Origin of the sequence: Capnocytophaga sp. oral taxon 412 str. F0487, assembly GCF_000271925.1 — a bacterium.
GTDB lineage: Bacteria > Bacteroidota > Bacteroidia > Flavobacteriales > Flavobacteriaceae > Capnocytophaga > Capnocytophaga ochracea.
In genome coordinates, this window is record NZ_AJZR01000020.1 from 58,355 (window position 1) to 77,541 (window position 19,187).

10 protein-coding genes and 1 pseudogene are annotated in these 19,187 nt (G+C 41.4%); 3 read left to right on the forward strand and 8 right to left on the reverse strand.

The annotated features are described in order from the left end of the window. Positions 1 to 41: 41 nt before the first annotated feature. From HMPREF1321_RS02980 to HMPREF1321_RS02990, 3 genes are read left to right on the forward strand one after another with little or no spacing between them, the layout of a single operon-like run. Complete coding sequence (locus HMPREF1321_RS02980) at positions 42 to 4,172, forward strand: response regulator (RefSeq protein WP_034575576.1); 4,131 nt, start codon at positions 42 to 44, stop codon at positions 4,170 to 4,172. Positions 4,173 to 4,218: 46 nt separating this feature from the next. Continuing rightward, positions 4,219 to 5,802 carry a glycoside hydrolase family 31 protein gene (locus HMPREF1321_RS02985; protein WP_009412488.1) on the forward strand — a complete coding sequence of 528 codons (1,584 nt, stop codon included), beginning with the start codon at positions 4,219 to 4,221 and terminating at the stop codon, positions 5,800 to 5,802. Between the two features lie 29 nt (positions 5,803 to 5,831). Further along, a complete protein-coding gene (locus HMPREF1321_RS02990) occupies positions 5,832 to 7,313 on the forward strand; it encodes a DUF4832 domain-containing protein (RefSeq protein ID WP_009421274.1) in 1,482 nt (493 codons plus the stop codon). A 752-nt stretch (positions 7,314 to 8,065) separates the two neighbouring features. Here the strand turns inward: HMPREF1321_RS02990 and rpmA are convergent. From rpmA to HMPREF1321_RS12155, 8 genes and pseudogenes are all read right to left on the reverse strand, one after another. After that, the gene (rpmA, locus tag HMPREF1321_RS02995; protein ID WP_002670844.1) at positions 8,066 to 8,326 is read right to left on the reverse strand and encodes a 50S ribosomal protein L27; all 261 of its coding nucleotides are present in this window, start codon (positions 8,324 to 8,326) and stop codon (positions 8,066 to 8,068) included. Positions 8,327 to 8,353: 27 nt separating this feature from the next. Further along, entirely contained in the window at positions 8,354 to 8,980 is a 627-nt protein-coding gene (gene rplU / locus HMPREF1321_RS03000) for a 50S ribosomal protein L21 (RefSeq protein WP_009420522.1), read from the reverse strand. Positions 8,981 to 9,113: 133 nt separating this feature from the next. Further along, positions 9,114 to 10,148, reverse strand: coding sequence for a cytochrome d ubiquinol oxidase subunit II (gene cydB, locus HMPREF1321_RS03005; protein ID WP_009421276.1), 1,035 nt, complete (start codon positions 10,146 to 10,148; stop codon positions 9,114 to 9,116). Positions 10,149 to 10,160: 12 nt separating this feature from the next. After that, complete coding sequence (locus HMPREF1321_RS03010) at positions 10,161 to 11,507, reverse strand: cytochrome ubiquinol oxidase subunit I (protein ID WP_009420524.1); 1,347 nt, start codon at positions 11,505 to 11,507, stop codon at positions 10,161 to 10,163. A 267-nt stretch (positions 11,508 to 11,774) separates the two neighbouring features. Next, a complete protein-coding gene (locus HMPREF1321_RS03015) occupies positions 11,775 to 13,262 on the reverse strand; it encodes an LptF/LptG family permease (RefSeq protein ID WP_009409927.1) in 1,488 nt (495 codons plus the stop codon). Continuing rightward, the gene (locus tag HMPREF1321_RS03020) at positions 13,263 to 13,910 is read right to left on the reverse strand and encodes a LolA family protein (RefSeq protein WP_009421301.1); all 648 of its coding nucleotides are present in this window, start codon (positions 13,908 to 13,910) and stop codon (positions 13,263 to 13,265) included. Positions 13,911 to 13,985: 75 nt separating this feature from the next. Beyond that, positions 13,986 to 18,326, reverse strand: coding sequence for a translocation/assembly module TamB domain-containing protein (locus HMPREF1321_RS03025; protein ID WP_009421304.1), 4,341 nt, complete (start codon positions 18,324 to 18,326; stop codon positions 13,986 to 13,988). 420 nt (positions 18,327 to 18,746) lie between these two features. After that, positions 18,747 to 18,901 (reverse strand): annotated as a pseudogene (locus tag HMPREF1321_RS12155) (phosphinothricin acetyltransferase). Between the last annotated feature and the right edge of the window lie 286 nt (positions 18,902 to 19,187).

A 19,187-nucleotide genomic window follows, 5' to 3' on the forward strand; every position in this document is an offset into this window, starting at 1 on the left:
AAGGATTTTATATCTTTGCCCTCTAAATGAAATTTTGACAAATGAACAGAACGATAAAGCTCCTGCGAATCCTGCTGTTGTGGTATTTTCTCTTTCCTATCGCTTTCACAGAAGAGTTGGTGGTGAGAATTCAAGCGCAAGAAACTTTCCTTTTCCACCATCTTACGCGCAATGAAGGTCTGTTGCACGACAACGTTACTTGCATTGCTCAGGATTCGTTGGGCTTTATTTGGTTAGGCACCCACAGAGGGCTCAACCGTTTCGATGGCTATACCCTTGATGCCTACAAGTACGAGCAAGACCCTATCAACTCGGTGTACTACAACCGTGTGTACAGCTTGCAACCTATGGGGCGTTACCTTTGGGTAGCTACCGAAGCAGGAGTAGCTTGTTTTGATATTCGGCTCAAACAGTTTGTCAATTTCAAAATCGACGACCCTCTTGATTTGGCTTTCTATACCAAAGTAAAACTCTTACAAAAAGGCACAAACAATGAACTTTGGCTTTTGAGTGAAAACCAAATTAGGCGTGCTAAGGTAGTGTGGAATCAGCGCGAGAAGGCACTTACGCTAAAAACATTGCCTATTGGCTCTGCCTCACAACTCACTACTTCGCAACTCAATCCGCAGATAGCAGTGAGCGAAAAAGGAGAAGTGTGGCTTTCGGGGTTCCCTTGGTTATCGGCTTACGTTCGTGACAAGGGCAGACTAAAAGCCCTCCCTGAAAAGGTGAACAACATAGGTTCGGGTATCGTAAAGATGCTCTATGCCGATGGCTACTTGTGGGTGATTTACCGAGATAGCTTAGTGAAGTACGCCTGTAAGCCCGATAACACCTATGCGATAGTCGCTAAAAAGGAATTTGACCTGAATAAACATTTGCTTTCTCTTACACTGAGTGGGCAATACGTGTGGGTAGTGAATGAAGAAAGTATCTTTCAGTTGGATAAAAACAGTCTTTCTCTGCTGAAAGAACACAGCCACTCGCCTTTGAATCCGTATTCGGCAAGCAATCATATCAACAGTGTGTTCTTAGACAAGGAGAGCAATTTGTGGGTATCGGCTTGGTCTAATGGCGTATCGTACAGCAGTACGCGCGATGCGTTTTTCAAGACGGTATGGATAAAACCCCAGAGCAAAGTAGGTTCGGAGTTTGTAAGCACGATGCACTACGACCCTGATGGCTATGTGTATATAGGCAATAAGTTCGGCGGAGTGATTAGGTTTCACACCCAGAGCCAGCAGTTAGACGAGCACTATTGTAATGCTCCTGAGCTTTCGCCTAACGTTACGAGTATTCAGAGCGATAAAGCACACTTGTACGTATCGGTTCGCGAACGGGTATGGGTGATAGATAAGCAAAGCCGACGCATTATCGGTTCGTTTGCAACACAGTGCAACGATTATATATTTGATATCAAGCTCGATACCTTTCACCGTTTGTGGATTACTACCTATTCAGGATTGGAGTGCTTTGAAGAGCAAAAAGGACAATGGCAAAACGTCTACACCTTTACCGAAACAACGCCTGAACCTCGTAGGTTATCTACTAACAAGCTCCACAAAATATATGTGGATAAAGCTAAGAATGAACTCGTGATAACCTCGGTAATGGGCTTAAACAGATTGCAACTCAATGCCAAAGGCGAGGTAGTGCGTGTGCTCAAATACGTTGCCGACGCTAAAACTCCGCACAGCCTGAGTAGTAATTATCTTTGGGCAATTGATAAAGACAAAGATACTTATTGGATAGGTACTATGGGTAGCGGACTCAACAAGGTGGTTCTCACTGATAACGCTAATGGCAAACTCACTTATACTGCCGAACATTACGGTATAGAAGAAGGGGCAACCTCTAATGATATTGAAAGTGTGGAAGTAGATGCTTTTGGCAATGTGTGGTGTGGAGGCTTTTACTTGAGTTTCTTTGATACAAAGCAGAAGCGTTTTGCGGCTTTTAGCAACAACGATGGCTTACAAGGACACAGTTTCGGGACGGCTTCCTCTTGCAAAGATGCTGAAGGGAATCTGTACTTTGGAGGCTCACACGGCTTTAACTATTTCAAACCACAAGCGCAGATGTTTTCGTCAGCTCACCTAAGAGTACATTTTAGCAGGTTTGAAAACAACGGCAAGGTAGTCAATTCGTGTATAGAGTTTACCGATGCGCTTTCGATTGCATACCCAAACAACGATTTTTCGGTGTACTTCACCACTTTGTCATACAATGCACCTCAGCGGTTGCGCTACCGTTATAAATTAGAGGATTACGACACTGATTGGCATTATATAGCCGTGAATGACCCTGCTCCACACGCCACTTACCAAAAGCTCTCTTATGGTACTTACAAACTATTAGTGGAGGTAGGCGATTGGCAACAGTGGAGCGGAGCGCAGACCGAGCTTACAGTGGTATCCAAGCCTCCTTTTTGGCTTACGTGGTGGGCGTACACCCTCTATGCACTTGCCCTTGCAGGCTTGCTGTACATAGGTTTCAGGTACTTTATGCGATGGACGCAAATGAAGCATACCATAGCTGTACAAGAGGAAAAAGAGCGACATAAAGAAGAGCTAATGCAGATGAAAATGCAGTTCTTTACAGACGTCTCACACGAGTTCCGTACACCACTTACCCTAATGAGCCACGCAGTAACTGAAATGGAAGAGGAAATGCCTACCAATAAGTATGTGCATACCCTCAAACGCAATACGGGTAAACTCAGCAATATGGTAAACGAACTGCTTGAGATACACCGTATGGACGTGTATACACCTCAGCTAAAAGCCAATTACATTTCGGCAAACAGCTATGTGCAAGCCATTTACAACGAGTTTAAGGAGTGGGCAAGCAAAGTGGCTATAACCTTGCAATTAACACTACCTGAACAAGAAGTAAAGTTGTGGTTAGATGAGAAGTATTTTAGCAAGATACTTTCGAATATTCTTTCCAATGCTATCAGGTACTCCAATGCGGGAAGCACTATACGCTTATCGATTTCGGTAGAGAATTTGAGTGAGCTCACACCGCTCTACAAGAGCGCCTTTGAGAACACTACGCATACCTTACCAGGCAAACAGTTGGTGGTAAAAGTGCAAGATAAAGGCATAGGGTTGGAGAAGAATGCCTTATCCGAAATCTTTGAACGCTTTCACCGTGTAGAGGGGTTGGGACAAAAAAGAGTAGGTTCGGGCATCGGACTTTCTTTGGTAAAATCATTAGTTGAAGCGCATCGCGGTGGGATTATCATTAGCAGTAAGCCCAATGTAGGTACCGAAGTCATCATCACCTTCCCTATGGACGATAGTTACTTATTGCCCGAACAGAAGTTGCAGGACAGTGCTTTTCAGCTAAAAGAATACTTATCGGACTATGCGGTTGAGTATGAACACATAGGCGAAGACGAGGACGAAATGTTAAATTTGCCTCAGGAAGATAAACCTACCTTGCTATTAGTAGACGACAATCACGAGGTACTGATGATACTCAAAAACATCTTTATCAAAGAGTACAACATCATTCTCGCCTCCGACGGCGAACAAGCGATTGAGAAGTGTAATCAGCATTTTCCTAATTTGGTCATATCGGATGTGATGATGCCTAAAATTGATGGCTTTGAGCTCTGTGCTATCTTGAAAAAGAACCTGCAAACCTGCTTTATTCCTGTGATATTGCTCACGGCAAAATCGCAAATAGAGTCGCAGATAGAAGGAATTGAGTTAGGAGCTGATGCCTACCTTACGAAACCTTTTGATGTGAAACTGCTCAAAACCAATGTGCGCAACTTGCTCAACAAGAGCAAACAGCACACTCCTATTGAGAATATCCGTCAGAAGGTGATTGATAAGAAACAACAAGAACAGTTAGACAAGCTCACTCACTTGGTAGTGACCAATATGCAAAACCCACATTTCTCGGTAGATAACCTCTGCCTTGAACTCGGTATGAACCGCACTAAGTTGTACAACTTTGCCAAACAAGCCACCGAGCTTACCTTGGCGAACTACATTCGCAAAATACGCTTAGACAAAGCTGCCGAACTGCTCAAAACCACCGATAAACTCATCAGTGAAGTGTGCTACGAAGTAGGAATTGATAGTCCGTCGTATTTTACAAGAGCTTTTAAAGAACAATTTGGGGTATCACCCTCAGAATTTATTTTAGGTAAGAGGTAAAAAGTTAACGGCTAAGAACTAATAACTAACGACTAAAAACATACAAATGAAAAGAATATTTGCTTTTATTACTTTGTGCAGTTCGCTATGGGCGAGCGCACAACAGCCCACTGAAATCACCCTACTACCCAATGAACAATGGTGGGGTGGCTTTACGGGCGTAGGCAAAGAGATGCCTTACCAACCATCGGAGCGTATTTACAACTTGCGCACCGAGAATTTTAACAACCAATCAGTACCCTTTCTGTACTCTAATCAAGGGCGTTATATCGCTTCGGAGGCTCCTTTTGCTTACCAATTTAAAGAAGGAAAGATACTTATCACGCCTTCACGAGCTGAGGTGAGTTGCCACACAGCAGGCTCTACCCTCAAAAGTGCCTATCAGGCAGTGAGTAAACAATATTTCCCACCTTCTGGGGTAATCCCCCCCGAAGTGTTCTTTACCAAACCGCAATACAACACTTGGATAGAACTTATTTACAATCAGAATGAAAAGGACGTTTTAGCCTACGCCAAAGCCATTCTGGATAACGGAATGCCAACGGGAGTAATAATGATTGATGACAACTGGCAAAAAGACTATGGCGTATGGCAATTCCGCCCCGATAAGTTCCCTACGCCTAAGGAAATGATAAACCAGCTCCACCAAATGGGCTTCAAAGTAATGGTATGGGTATGCCCGTTTGTATCGCCCGATAGCCAAGAGTACCGCTTTTTGCGTGACAAAGGCTATTTAGTGAAGAAAAAAGGAGCTGACACCCCTGCTATCCTCGATTGGTGGAATGGGCTCAGCGCTTGCTACGACCTCAGCAATCCCGAAGCCTTTGCCTACTTTGTGAATATGCTTAAAGACCTACAAAAAGAATACGGCATCGATGGATTTAAGTTTGATGCAGGTGACCCAGAGCGCTATTTGGCGGAAGATGTAGAGGTTTTCGACCAAAAATCTTACGATACTGAACAAACCTATCTCTGGGGTAAATTAGGTTTAGAATTCCCTTACAACGAGTTCCGCGCTTGCTGGAAATTGGGCGGACAGGCTTTGGTACAACGTTTGGGTGACAAGAGTTACTCTTGGGACGGTGTAGCCCGTTTAGTCCCCGATATGATAGCCGCAGGACTCAACGGTTATGCATTTGCTTGCCCTGATATGATAGGCGGAGGGGAATACGGCAGTTTCTTGAATGTAGACCCTACTAAGTTCAATCAGAAACTCATCGTGCGCTCTTGCCAAATACATTCGATGATGCCTATGATGCAATTCTCAGTAGCTCCTTGGCGCATTCTATCGAAAGAGAATTTGGCTATCTGTATCAAATATGCCAAATGGCACGAACAATTAGGCGACTATATCATAGCCGAAGCTAAAAAATCGGCACAAACAGGAGAACCTATTGTGCGCAGTATGGAGTATGCTTTTCCTCATCAGGGTTTCGCTAATTGCAAAGACCAATATATGCTGGGCGATAAGTATTTAGTAGCCCCTGTAATGACCGAAAGCGATATTCGCACGGTAAAACTCCCCAAAGGCACTTGGCAAGACGAACAAGGCAAAAAGTACAAAGGAGGCAAAGCATACACCCTAAAAGTACCTTTGGAGCGATTACCTTATTTTGTAAAGATTAAGTAATAAATTATGCATTGTAAACTTAAAATCCTATGAAAAAATATCTTTTAACATTTTTTGTTTTACTAACCACCATAATCTCTTGCCAAAGCAAAGAAGATGACGTTAACAATGGAGGAGGTACACAGTCACCTACTACCAAAACCTCTACTACTACGTCTACTACCACCCCTATACCACCCGTTACGCCCCCAGCAGTTCCTTCTCTCAATCAGACAGTGAGATATGAAGGTACTAATGAGGTGTTTTTAAATCCTGAAAGAGGTTTTTTAACCCATCAAGACCAAGGGGAAGGTGATTGGACACTTAATGTAGATTGGGTGAGACAGAAGCGAAATCAGGAGGGGATAAGTCTTATTCTCACGATTTATTATATGAATAACTTTCGAGAGAAAGATATTCCGGAGTACTTTTTAAATCGGATTCGGAATAATATGCGAGTCATTCGCGAAGGAGGCTCTAAGGTGGTTTTACGCTTTGCTTATTCAAAAGACCAAGGTGATTATTACAATGGTAGAGGAGATACCTCGTGGTATTGGACGGAAAGACACCTTAACCAATTGGCACCGATAATTCGTGAAAATGCTGATATCATAGCTGTATGGGAAGCAGGTTTTGTGGGTGTTTGGGGCGAATGGTATTACACTAATCATTACGGCTTTGAACCCCAAGAAAACGCAGGAGCTTATGAAGCCCGCAGAAAGGTATTGGCAAAAGAATTGAGCATTTTACCTAAGGATAGAATGGTGTGTGTGCGCTACCCAATGGCAAAGATATTTACCCAAAACATCAATGTGCACACGAATCTTACAGAGGGAAATGCTTATAATGGCAGTGACTTATCACGCATAGGCTTCCATAACGATTGCTTTTTAGCCGATGCTCCTAATATGGGTACTTATCCTAATGAAAACTACCGCAAGTATATGGAGCGGGAGACCCAGTATGTGGTGATGGGAGGAGAGACTTGCACCTCGCCTAATAGTTTTACAGAATGTAGCAATGCTTTAAGAGAAATGGCTTTGTATCATTGGAGTTATATTAATATGGACTTTCACAAGGGTACTATTAATAGTTGGAAAAACAGATGTATGGACGATATGAAAAGAAAATTAGGCTATCGTTTTGCACTTAATTACAGTAAATTTACGGGCAACCCAGTGCCTGGAGGACGTTTGCAAATAGAGCTTGAACTCAAGAATGAGGGCTTTGCTTCGCCGTATAATCGTCGTGATGTGCAGATTGTTTTAGTGAGAAAAGGTACTTCGGAAAAACAAGTATTTAAACTCAATGACGACCCTCGACGTTGGTTTGCAGGTAAGACTGTGAAAGTGAAAGCAGATATTACTTTACCTCAACATCTTTCCAAAGGGCTTTATGACATTTATTTGAATTTACCAGACCCTTACCAAAGTCTTGCTCATCGTCCGGAATACAGCATTCGTTTGGCTAACAAAGGCATATGGGAAGCTCAAACAGGTTATAACAAACTCAATACGATTACGATACAGTAAAGATTAGGATAATAGAAACAGAAGAAAAAGGTCAGCAAGAAGAGTTTTGCTGACCTTTTTTAATAATATAATGTGAGTTCGATGTAAGAAAAGTGTAGCTTACGCTACAGAAATCTTACAAATCTTTAAAAAAATCAAACAAATAGGTAGCAAGCTGCCTAAAAGTCTTGCAGGGATAGTCTTTCAATTGACAATTGATAATTGATAATTGACAAATGTGATATGCACGGATTGGCAACTTCGTTGCTGGATTTCACAGGTTATGACACAAATACTATTGTAAATCAATATTGTGCATATCGAACTGACATTAACATAATACCAGAAATACTGATGGGCGATGGAAGGTCGGAGTCTTCGTAAGGAAACGGAAGATTTCAGAAGAGGCTGGAATGCAATTTTGATAAAAAAAGGTTATTAGGAGGGTATGCTTAGCTTATAGAGAGCTTATAGGAAGCTTATACGAATCTTGGACGATTGGTATAGAAAAGGTACATAAGTAGTTGGTAATGAACAGTTAAAAGTGGTGAGAAAACACTAATTTTGAGGGAAATAAAACGAAGGGAAAACAAAGTTAATCAGAGGATAAAACAAGGTAAGAAAGATAATGCAGCTTTTTTTGATTTTGTTTTTGACCCGCGTACTAATATAGACCCTAAATGTACTATTATAGTAGAATAAGATGGTATTATTTACAAAAAAGGCCTTTGGTATTCCAAAGGCCTTTTTTGTTGTAACATTAAAAAACTTTATTATGATTCTAATGGAATAACAGAAACAAATGATTTGTTATCTCTCTTCTTTTCGAACTTAACGATACCATCGATTTTAGCGTGCAAAGTATGGTCTTTACCAATATACACATTCTCGCCAGCATTGTGTTGAGTTCCGCGTTGTCTAACAATAATGTTTCCTGCGATGGCAACTTGTCCACCGAAAATTTTAACACCTAAGCGTTTAGAGTGAGATTCTCTACCGTTCTTAGAACTACCGACACCTTTTTTGTGAGCCATTTTTTCTTAGATTTTTAGGTTTAACAATTATTTTACGATACCACCGTTCAACTCGTCTTGCCATTTTTTAAGTTCGTCCCATTTGCCGTCAGCGGCTAATTGAGCTTGAGCTGCCCAAGTTTGAGGGTCTAAGTGTGCCAAGGTTGAACTTGTTTCTGATAGAATGGTTTTGATTTCTTCAACTGATTTCTTAGCTAATTTAGCAAAGGTGTCTACCCCTGCTGCTACTAAGGCTTCTGCTGCTTTAGGACCAATACCTTCTATCTTTTTCAAATCATCAGCTTTTGCTGACTTAACAGGAGCTTTTTCTGTCTTAGGTTTTGCTTGGGTACTTTTAGCACCACTTGCAACGATGTTCTCAATTACAATTTGCGTAAGGAACTGACGATGTCCGTTCTTAACTTTGTAACCTTTACGTCTTTTCTTTTTGAACACGAGCACTTTGTCGCCTTTCAAATGTTTCAAAACCTTTGCTTCTACGGAAGCTCCATTTATAGCTGGGGCGCCTACGGTGATGGTTCCGTTGTTATCTAAAAGGAGTACGTTATTAAACGCTACTTTCTCTCCTTCTTGATTAGGCAAACGGTGAACAAACACTTTTTGGTCTTTGCTAACTTTAAATTGTTGCCCTGCTATCTCTACAATTGCATACATAGCTTTGTTATTTAATAATGGTTTAAATCGGGCGCAAAAGTACGAATTATTTTTTACCTACCAAAATAAAAGAGAGAAAAAGTTTTAAAACCTTTTCTCTCTTTCTTATTTTATAGTGCCTATAAGGCTTGTATTAATAACTGTTTTCATCAATCTCTACTTTGCCCCAGAATACTTTGTAGGCGAAATAAGTGTAAAGAAGCAATAACGGCGCCCCTATCGCGGTAATAGTGAGCATAATCTCTAATGATTTTTGAGAAGCTGCTGCGTTGTATACGGTAATGCTATTGCCAGTTTCTAAAGTAGTTCTCAAGAAAGTAGGGTGCAAATTCAGTGCTGCTACCACCATAAAGAAAACGATGGTGAGAATAGTACCCACAAAAGCCTTTTTATAGTCCTTTTTCTTCATAAAGAATGCTATGCTCAAGATGCTGAGGAGCAATAGGGTAGGGAATACCTTTAGCGCGGTACTATTAGCAATATTTTCAGCTAAATGAGGAGTGAGCATACTGTAAATTGCTACTGCTGTAAACACTACCAAAAAGCTGAGGTATGCATAGTTAATGCGTTTCTCTATGCGGTGGTGCATATCACCGTGAGTTTTGAGAAGCAAATACAAACCTCCGTGTACCATAAAGAGCAACAAAGTCATTACACCTACAAGTAATGCATAAGGAGTAAGGAAAGTAAAGAGCGCTCCTCCGGTGTACTGAAAGTTCTCGTCTAACGGAAGCCCTTGTAGTACATTGGCAATTACCACGCCTAAGAGCACAGGCAATACGATGCTGCACACGCTATATACGGTATCCCAAGTGTTGCGCCAACGGTCGCTGTCCTCTTTGCCGCGTACCTCAATGGCTACCGCTCTAAAGATAATAAAAGTGAGGAATAGCATAAAAGGCGTATTCATAGCCGAAAACAATTCGGCATACATTAGTGGAAAACCAGCAAAAATACCTGCTCCCCCGATTACTAACCACGCTTCATTACCGTCCCATACTGGTCCGATAGCGTTTAGAGCTACACGGCGTTCTTTTTTCTTATCGAAGAACAAATGCCACGCCCCAGCTCCAAAGTCAAAGCCGTCTAAAATAGCATAGCCTGTAATCAAAAATCCTATAATGATGAACCACCACGTAGGGTAGTCGATTCCTAAAAATGTTTCCATATCTGTATAATGTTATGCTGTTTGTAATTGTTCTTGAGTTTCGTGTTCATCTATACCGTGAACAATTTTCTTGTTCATCAAGTAGATGAATAGAGCAAAGAGGATGATATAAATAACGGTAAATAAGATAATCGCGAAGAGTATTTGGTTAGCCGATACCGATTTAGAAAGGGCTTCGCTCGTGCGCAAGAGTTTGTACACTATCCAAGGCTGGCGACCCATTTCGGCTGCAAACCAACCTACTTGATTACCTATTTGTGGCAATAGTACACTCCATACAAAAATGTGCAAGAGCCAACGTTTGTTGTATAATTTACCTCTCCACAATAAGAAAGAAGCGTAGAGGGTGAGTGCGATGAGAAACATACCAATGGCTACCATTATATGATAGAATTGGAATACAGCGTTCACCTGCCCAGGACGGTCTTCCACTGGATATTGGTCAAGACCTGTTACGGGGGCATCAGCATCAAAATGCACCATATACGAAAGCCCTTTAGGAATACTCAACCCGTGAGTTTCCTCATTCTTTTTGTCTACCCAACCAATAATGTAAGCATCACCAGGCCCTGTTTTGAAGTGCCCTTCCATAGCAGCTAATTTCTCAGGCTGGTTTTTAGCTACACCATCAGCTGAGCTGTGTCCTGAAACCAATTGCAACAAGCACACAATGGTACCGATGATAAGAGTTACTTTAAAGGCTTTTTTAGAGATTTCTACGTGGCGCCCTTTGAGTAAATACCAAGCGTGAACGCTCAATACCAAGAAGATACCAGCCAAGAACGCTCCTTGCCATACGTGCCATATACGGTCTATGCTCGAAGGGTTGAACACCATCGCCCAAAAGTCGGTGATTACGGCTTTGGCTTGCATTCCTTCACCTGCAATTACATAACCTGCGGGGGTTTGTTGCCAGCTGTTGGCTATTACTATCCAAATAGCGGAACACATAGAGCCTAAGAACACCCCAAGGGTAGCCAAGAAGTGCCATATAGGCTTTACTTTATTCCAACCGAAAAGTACAATACCAAGGCAGGTACTTTCAAGTGCGAAAGCAAAAACACCCTCAGCAGCCAAAGCACTACCGAAGATATCGCCTACATAACGCGAATAGGTAGCCCAGTTGGTACCAAATTCAAATTCCATTACAATCCCTGTAGCGACTCCTAAGCCAAAGGTAAGTGAGAAGATGCGCGTCCAGAAGCGGGCGAGCGTGTCGTACTCTTTTTTACCAGTGCGTAGGTAGATACCTTTAAAGGCTACCATTAGTAGTCCAAGCCCTATACTTAAAGGCGGATAGATGTAATGGAAAGCAATCGTCAGTGCGAACTGCACCCGTGCTAAAATTTCTGTCTCCATATGTCGAGTAATTTAATTAGTGAAATATGCGACAAAAGTACACTATATGAGCAATATACCAAAAGAAAAGTAGAAAACGGATATTAATTTATATTACATCTAAATAATATAGCTCTTTCTCTACTCTCATACCTAACTTATCGCTAGCTTTACCTCTGATGATTGGTATTATTGTTTTTTTTCGGTATTGTGATGTTATAAAAAATCAATGGATACTCAATACTCTGAATATCCATTGATGAACTTATAATTAGATATTATCGATTTTTACTTGTTCTTTTTAATTTTCCCTTTTATTTCTTTCACTTTGTCTTCTACAAAGCGCATTAGTTTATTGGTAATAGGGAAATTGAACACTTCTTTATCAGTAGTAACTCTTGTAGTGAGGTAAATACCCAAAGGCAAAAGTATCAAAGCGGGTATCCACGGTGCCAAGGCTGGGTTGATAGTGTTGTTCTCAGCTATATTTTTCATAAACATTCCTATAAAATAATAAGCTAAGAATAGTATCATTGCTATTACCAAAGGCATACCAATCCCTCCTTTGCGAATGAAAGCTCCTAAAGGTGCCGCTACGAAAAAGAGCACAAAACAAGCCACCGTAAGAGCAAACTTATCGCTGAGATTTAAAATGTGTAAGTTCATTAGTTTATAGCGATATTCAAGGTCGCTTTGCCGGAACTCCACATTGTCTAACTGAGCTTGGTTGGTATTGATAGCCATATCAAGTACCATTGATTTTTGTGTGTTGTTCAGTTTGTTAAAGAGCTCTCTCACCGAAGTAATCTCCTTAGCAGGTTTAGGCTTCTCTTGTTTTTTTACTTCGGAAGAAGGCGATGTAGAAGGGGCTACTGAGAAACCTGTACGGCGAAACATATTATTGCCATAGTCAGTAATATTCTGTTTGAAATCGGTGCGGAGTGAGTCGATAGCGTAATTAAGCTGTCCTACATTCATCATACGATAGGTAGTAGCATCGGTTTTCTCGTTAAAATCTACATTGTTCAAATGCGAAAGGTCAAGATTGATGATGTATTTTTTAAAGTATACCTTGGCAAAAGGTTCTTTTTGTTGGGCTTCATAAGAGTTGGTTTTAATATCCTCGTAATAAGTCCCGTCTTCCAAAATAAGCTGTAAGAAGTTGCTATTAGTCTTAGAACTCTTAAGTTCTCCTCGCTTGGCATTGATTACAGTGCGATTTACTTTATCTGGAGTCTTTTTGTGAATAAGCACATTCTCTAAAAATTCGTCATTATCACCTCTTTTTTTCCCTACTTTTATGCTTATATCCTCCCCTATGTTAGAGAATACTCCTTCGGCTATAGCCATAGCAGGCTTCACTTTGGCAATGTTCGATCTAAGGGTATACACCTCTCGATAAGCTACTGGAATTACATTATTGGCTAAAAAGAAAGTGCCTAAACTCAGTAATGCCATCAGTATAATCAGCGGACGCATTACGCGCATTAGCGAAATACCTGAGGCTTTCATCGCAGCAAACTCATAGTTTTCAGCAAATGCCCCAAAGGTCATAATAGAGGCTATTACCACTGCTAAGGGCATAATGATAGGGATAAGTTGCGGAATAAAATAAATTAGAAACTTGAATATAATCCATAACTCCAAACCACGCCCCGCTAGCTCATCAATGTATGTAAAGATAGTGTGGAATACAAAGATAAGAACAAGTATAGAGAGTGCTCCTAAAAAGTTAGTAAGGAACTGAGTGATAATGTAGCGGTCTAATATCTTCATCTATAATTCACTGATAGTATAGCCGTCCTTTTTGTACTTCTCGCGGTCGAATTTAAAGATATTGTTCGAAATAGGCTGGTTTGTTTTAAAAGTATTCACTGTGATAGTGGTTTTAGTACCGTTCTTTCCTATTTCAATAAGGTTGTAGATGTGTTTAGTTTGTATATCTATCCCCAACAGAATTTGCTTTACATCAGTATTAGCTTTCTGCGGTTTTAGCTCTACATATTGTATTTTGCGCCCGCGCACATTTTGCTGTATATCCCACTTGTACTTATAACCTTTCTTATAGAAGGTAAGCATTTTTGAAGGAGTAATCGCATTGGCGTCATTGGCGTTTTTCTCTATGGTTACTTCTTCGTTCTCGGGTACTATGGTATAGGTCTTATGACCGTCGTATATTTTAGTAGCCCCCAGATAATTCAGCACATACTTGTTTTTAGCAATGGTTACATTGCCTTTGGTTTCCTGATTGATATTCTCAGCAATATTATCGAGGTTATACTTAAAATCTATATAGATATTATTGTAAGCAACCATCTTGTTGTACACTTCGTCCAATAGCTTTTTTGCCTTGTCTACTTGCTGGCTATGTGCCTGAAATACGCCTAAAAATAAAGCAAAAGCTACAATAAATATTCTTCTCATTTCTAGTGTTTTTAATGATTTAATCTCTGTCTAATAGCAATTATTGTTCCAAAGTTTTATTGCGATATATATTTTTTACTTCTCTGTCTTGGGTTCTATCACTTTGCCTCCCTTTTTAAATATCTTTTGCATCAACCCTTTAAAGGTATTAAAATCTACCGAATAGGTTAGTCCTACCCCTTGGGCATACCCTATACGGTCGAGCATATACTGTTGCCATTCGTTTTCTCTGTTGAATATTTTAGCCGTCAGGCTACCGTCGGTGTTTAAGCGGAATTGTACCTCTACATTACCCGCCACTGCCGTACGGCTTACTCCTCCCACAGGGATACCCACTTTGGCATTCACACTCGCCCAATCGGTGATTTGGGTAGAGACAGTAAAGCCCAAACGGTCGCTGTTGATGTCGGACGAACCGTCGTTAATCCCCGCTTCGTACGATACTCCCAAGTTCAGCTTGTTGTCTTCGTCCGAGAGCAATTGGTTAAACAAGCCTGCTGCCGTTTCAAAGAGGTTGTAAGCTACCAAACGGTTATCGGTATTCTTTTCGCTCATAAACGAACCCTGTGCCAAGAGCGAAAAGGCTTGCAACTGCTTACGGTCTTGGTCTTCAAGCTTGTAGTTGAGCTCCGATACCAAACTCGGACTACTATCAGGAAAAGTAATGTCAAACAAGGTTTCGGGGCGCATCAATTCTCCTTCTAATTTAATGATTACCTGAGTGTTGATTTTCCGGTTATACTGGGTGCTTTCCAATAGCGTACTTGGGTTCGCACTGAGGTTATAAGCCGCTTTCAAGTCGCGCAAAGTAGCTCTTAGCGGGTCGCCACTCCAAGAGATAGACCCCCCTGGTAGTACCGTAAAACGCTTGTCGATGATGTTTTCGTACTTGAAATTATAAAAGCCCGAATAGGTGATAAAGTCCCCCCACATATTAAACTTACCGTTGGTATTGATTTCAATAAGGAGCGTACCTGCCCCACGCCCCACAAGGTTACTACCCGTTTTTCTATCCATCACAATTTCCACTTCGGCAGTAGGAAGAATATCAAGCTCAAAGTTCAGTTCTAACCCCTTGATAGACTCCAATTCTCGGTTAATTTTTACTTTTTTATCGCCCTTCTCTACAAAAGTGATAAACGAGTCATCGCCCACGCTCTCACTATCGCTGAGTGGTATTTTGAAGGACGTACCCTCTTCGGTCTTCGCATTTACCTTAATCGCAATTTCGTCCAATGCTCCTTTAATGCTCGCATTCCCTTTGATAAAGGCAGTCCCGTAGAACAGCGCATCATCAGTATAAGGGGTATTGAGCACCATAAAGCGCTTGCCAAGGGTTTGCAATCTTAGGTCTAAAAACCAATCTAATAGTTTGTTATGTCTAATCGAACCATTCAGTTTGGCTTGTGTTTTATAAGCGGTATCGGTCAGTAGCCAGTTGTCTATATCAAACGTCTTGTTGTTTACCTTTATCCGTGCACCTTCCTGAATATCAGTGTTCAGTTTCAGGTACGTAATCCCCACACCTGCTTTGTGCAAGGTGAGTTCGCCGTCCATCAGTGGGTCGGTTACGCTACCGTCTATCTTCACTTGCCCCGACATCGTGCCTCTAAGGTTGTAGAAGACTCCTTCCAAGAACGGATTAAAAGGCGAGAGCTCAAAGTCTCTAAAATAAGCCGTAAGGTCGAGCAAAGTACCCCGCTTCTTGTCTAAGTTAATTTTCCCTCTCGTAGCAAAGCCAAGAGCCCGCCCGTTAGAGAAAAACGCCCCTACATCAAACGACGACAAATCACTGTTACCAAAGATACCCACTTCCAAATCACCATAGTCATAGCCATTCAGTTTAAAATAGCGTATAAAAAGGTCTGCCGAAGGGTAATATAAGTTCCCGCGTTGAGTGAGCGACACGTTACCATTGAGCGTTCCCGTGAGGTTAAGCCCTTTGATTTCGGGTACTATCTTGTCCATCGCTACGTTATGGGCAACTAAATGCAGATTCTTATAATCTTTGGTAGTGATGAGCCCACTGAGGTTCATATATTGGTTTTGGTGCGCCATCTTGAAGTTGCTCACCTTAATCGTATCGGCAGTGCGGTTGAGCACAATCTTGTTGTACTCATTCATCGCATTCTCGCGGTTGATATACCACGCATTGCCTTTGAAGTTTATCAGTGATTTCTTAATCCCTATAATCGACTCTTGTTTCTTGTTCAAAGTATGGTAGAAATTCAGCTCATAAGTATCTCTGCCGGTATCGCCCCCTTTGAACTCAGTACGGAAGAAAAGCGTATCTTTGATAGTGGTATTAATTAGGTTAAAATCTTGAATGGCATACACCCCAAAATCGGCTTTCTTCACTTCAAAATAAGTATTGTACAGCGGGTTTTTATTGTCTATTTCAAGACTGATACTGTCTATCTGAGTGCCGTATGCATTCACGCTGGGCGACTTCATTTGGAACTTAAAACTCCCTTTATCGGCATCTATATTCCCGTTGATGAAAGTGTTTCTGCCTATCTTCACTTTGGGCACAAACACTTCTACTATCTTGTTGTAAATATCAAAATGGAAGTCTACGTACTGGTTTTTCTCTATCTTATACGGGTTGTATTGGGCATAGATACTCCCCACCGCGTTTTGCATTACCTTTTTTAGCTCAGCTAACTTGAACTTTCCTCTTACATTCCCGCTCACAATATCAGGCGAATTAATCGTGATTTCTTTCACGCCATTGTTTAAGGTTGAAACGACCTCGAAGTCTTTAAAGGTAAAACTTCCTGCTGAATTGATGTAATTGGTGTGTTTAAATGATATTTTACCCACAATATCGTCCAACTGATTGCCCGAAATGTCTATCACTACCTTACCACATAACTGCGATACACTGTCCATTTCCATAAAGTGTAAAGCGTGCAAATCGGCAATAGCAATATCCGCTTGAAAGTCAAATTTGTTGTTTCTGCCCGATAGGTCAGCAAGTCCGTTGAAGTTCATCGTAAGGTTCGGGTCTTTTGCGTCTATTTTGCCATTAAACACCTGATTCCTAAACTCCCCATTGATGCCTATGCGCTGGTAGTTATAACCGTTGTAGCCCACCGAATGAACCGTGCCATTGGCGTAAAGTTGCATAGTTTTAAAGTTCAATCCCTGTCCGCGCACTGTCATATCGGCAGTAAGTGCGCCCATAGTCGGGTCGTCTAAAATCTTGCCCAAATGAAACTGATTCGTAGTGAGCGTGCCTCTAAAAGCCGTTTTATCGGTATGGGTAAGGTCTTCCAAAGAGCCGTCGATATGTGCTTCGCCGTCATTGGTTTTCAGCAGTACATTGGCTTGTAGCGAAGTCGTTCTGTAAGCAAAATCACCTTCTACTGAAAACATTCCTAACCTTTGTAGTTCCGCTGGAATATTTTCACCCAAATCCTTAGGCATTAAGTAAGCCAAATCGTTATAAATGCTCTCGGCATATACACCTTTGCCTATCACGGCTATATTAGCGTGTTTTGCTAATAGATTTTGGAAAGTTAAATCTCCCTCTATAAGCGTGTTCTGATAAGATATTTTTCCCTGCGGAATAGTGAAGTTGTTCAGCGTTCCTTTCATCGTTACGCCCTCTAACACAATGTTTCTACCTCCGTTGAAACCATTGTAAAAAGCGTTCAAATCGGTAGTGTTTACCGTAGCTTTGGGCAGATTAACGTCAAAGACTACCTTGTTCACAAAATCGCCAAAACTGCCGTTGTGAGAGAACATCGTTATAGTACCCTGAATGTCCGTCAATGCCGTTTGCAGTCGCAAATCCTTGGCTTGCATCAAGCTATCGGTATAGCTAAACTGTGTATTTAGGTGGGTAACATTCAGTTTGTCATCAAAGCGGAAGTTCCCTTCTTGCATCTCAAAAAACACTTTGCTACCCAAGATTTTAAAGTCGTTTAGCTTAGTGTTCAGATGGTCTACTTTCAAGATAGAAGGGTTGGCGTTATTCTCGTCCGAAATACGGCAATAGCTGTCTTTTAGCTTGATACTTTTTGCCTTCATCACAAACTTGCCCGTGCTGGGTTCCCCCGAATCGAATTTGTTTACAAACACGTCCAAGTTAGACAAAGTATCACCCTTATGGGTTTTCATATTGAAAATGAGACTATCACCCTTTATGTGTCCAAAGTACAAATTACCGTCAAACAGCTGTTTAAAGTCTAAAATAGAAGTCGTGAGTTTCTTTGCCGAAATAAGCGTATCTTGCTTGTGGTCGCGAATAAGCACTCGTTTGATATCCACATCTCCGTTGATTTTCAGATGTATGCGCTCTATATTCAGGTCGATATCAAAATCTTCATTCAGGTAGTTCACCACCTTTTTAGCGATGAAGGTTTGGGTGGCGGGTAAGGTCAAAAGCAGAGCCGTAACCCCAAGTAACACAAGGGTTATAAGGAAGAAACGGACAAGTATTTTTCGTAATCTTTTGATAGAATGAGTTCTTTACTGCTGACTTAGCGTGCAAAGATACGAATAAAATTGAAAAGCAAAAAAAGATATACTGAAAAAATACCCAAACACACTAAAATAGCTTCTTTTCTCCTTCATCTTACCCCCGCTTTATCTTCATCGTGCCTTCGCTTTATCTTCATTGTACCTTCACTTTATCTTCATTGTACCTTCACTTTATCTTCATTGTACCTTCACTTTATCTTCATTGTACCTTCACTTTATCTTCATTGTGTCTCCGCTTTATCTTCATTGCGCCTTCGTTCATTTATCACCTGTCCGTATGGCTCGCACCGTTTTACCACCACCACAATCCCCTTTTGAAGAAAGTCCGCATTTGTCATTCGTCACTTGTCATTCGTCATTTCTCCCCTTTCCCGTCACTACACTCCCCCTCATTGAGGAAGTCCGCGAGAGCGGAGTATGTGTAAAGAGAGAGATTTGTCACCTTTTCCGGCTTGTCCCCCTTCGGGGGTTCGGGGGCTTACCGAATAAACGACTCGCCACATTCCCCCTCATTGAGGTAGCCAGCGACAGCTGGGTATGTGCCCTGGGAGAGCGGAGTATGTGTAAAGGGGGAGGTTATCCCCTAGTGCCTATGGCCTAAGTCCTATCACCTCTTCCTTTTTCTTTCGCCTCGAAACCTCGTTTTTAACATTTTTAGCGTTGTTGTATAATATTATAAATCAATTTTTTACACACCCTTTCTATACCAATCGTCCAAGATTCGTATAAGCTTCCTATAAGCTCTCTATAAGCTACCCCCACCCTCCTAATAGCCTTTTTTCACCAAAA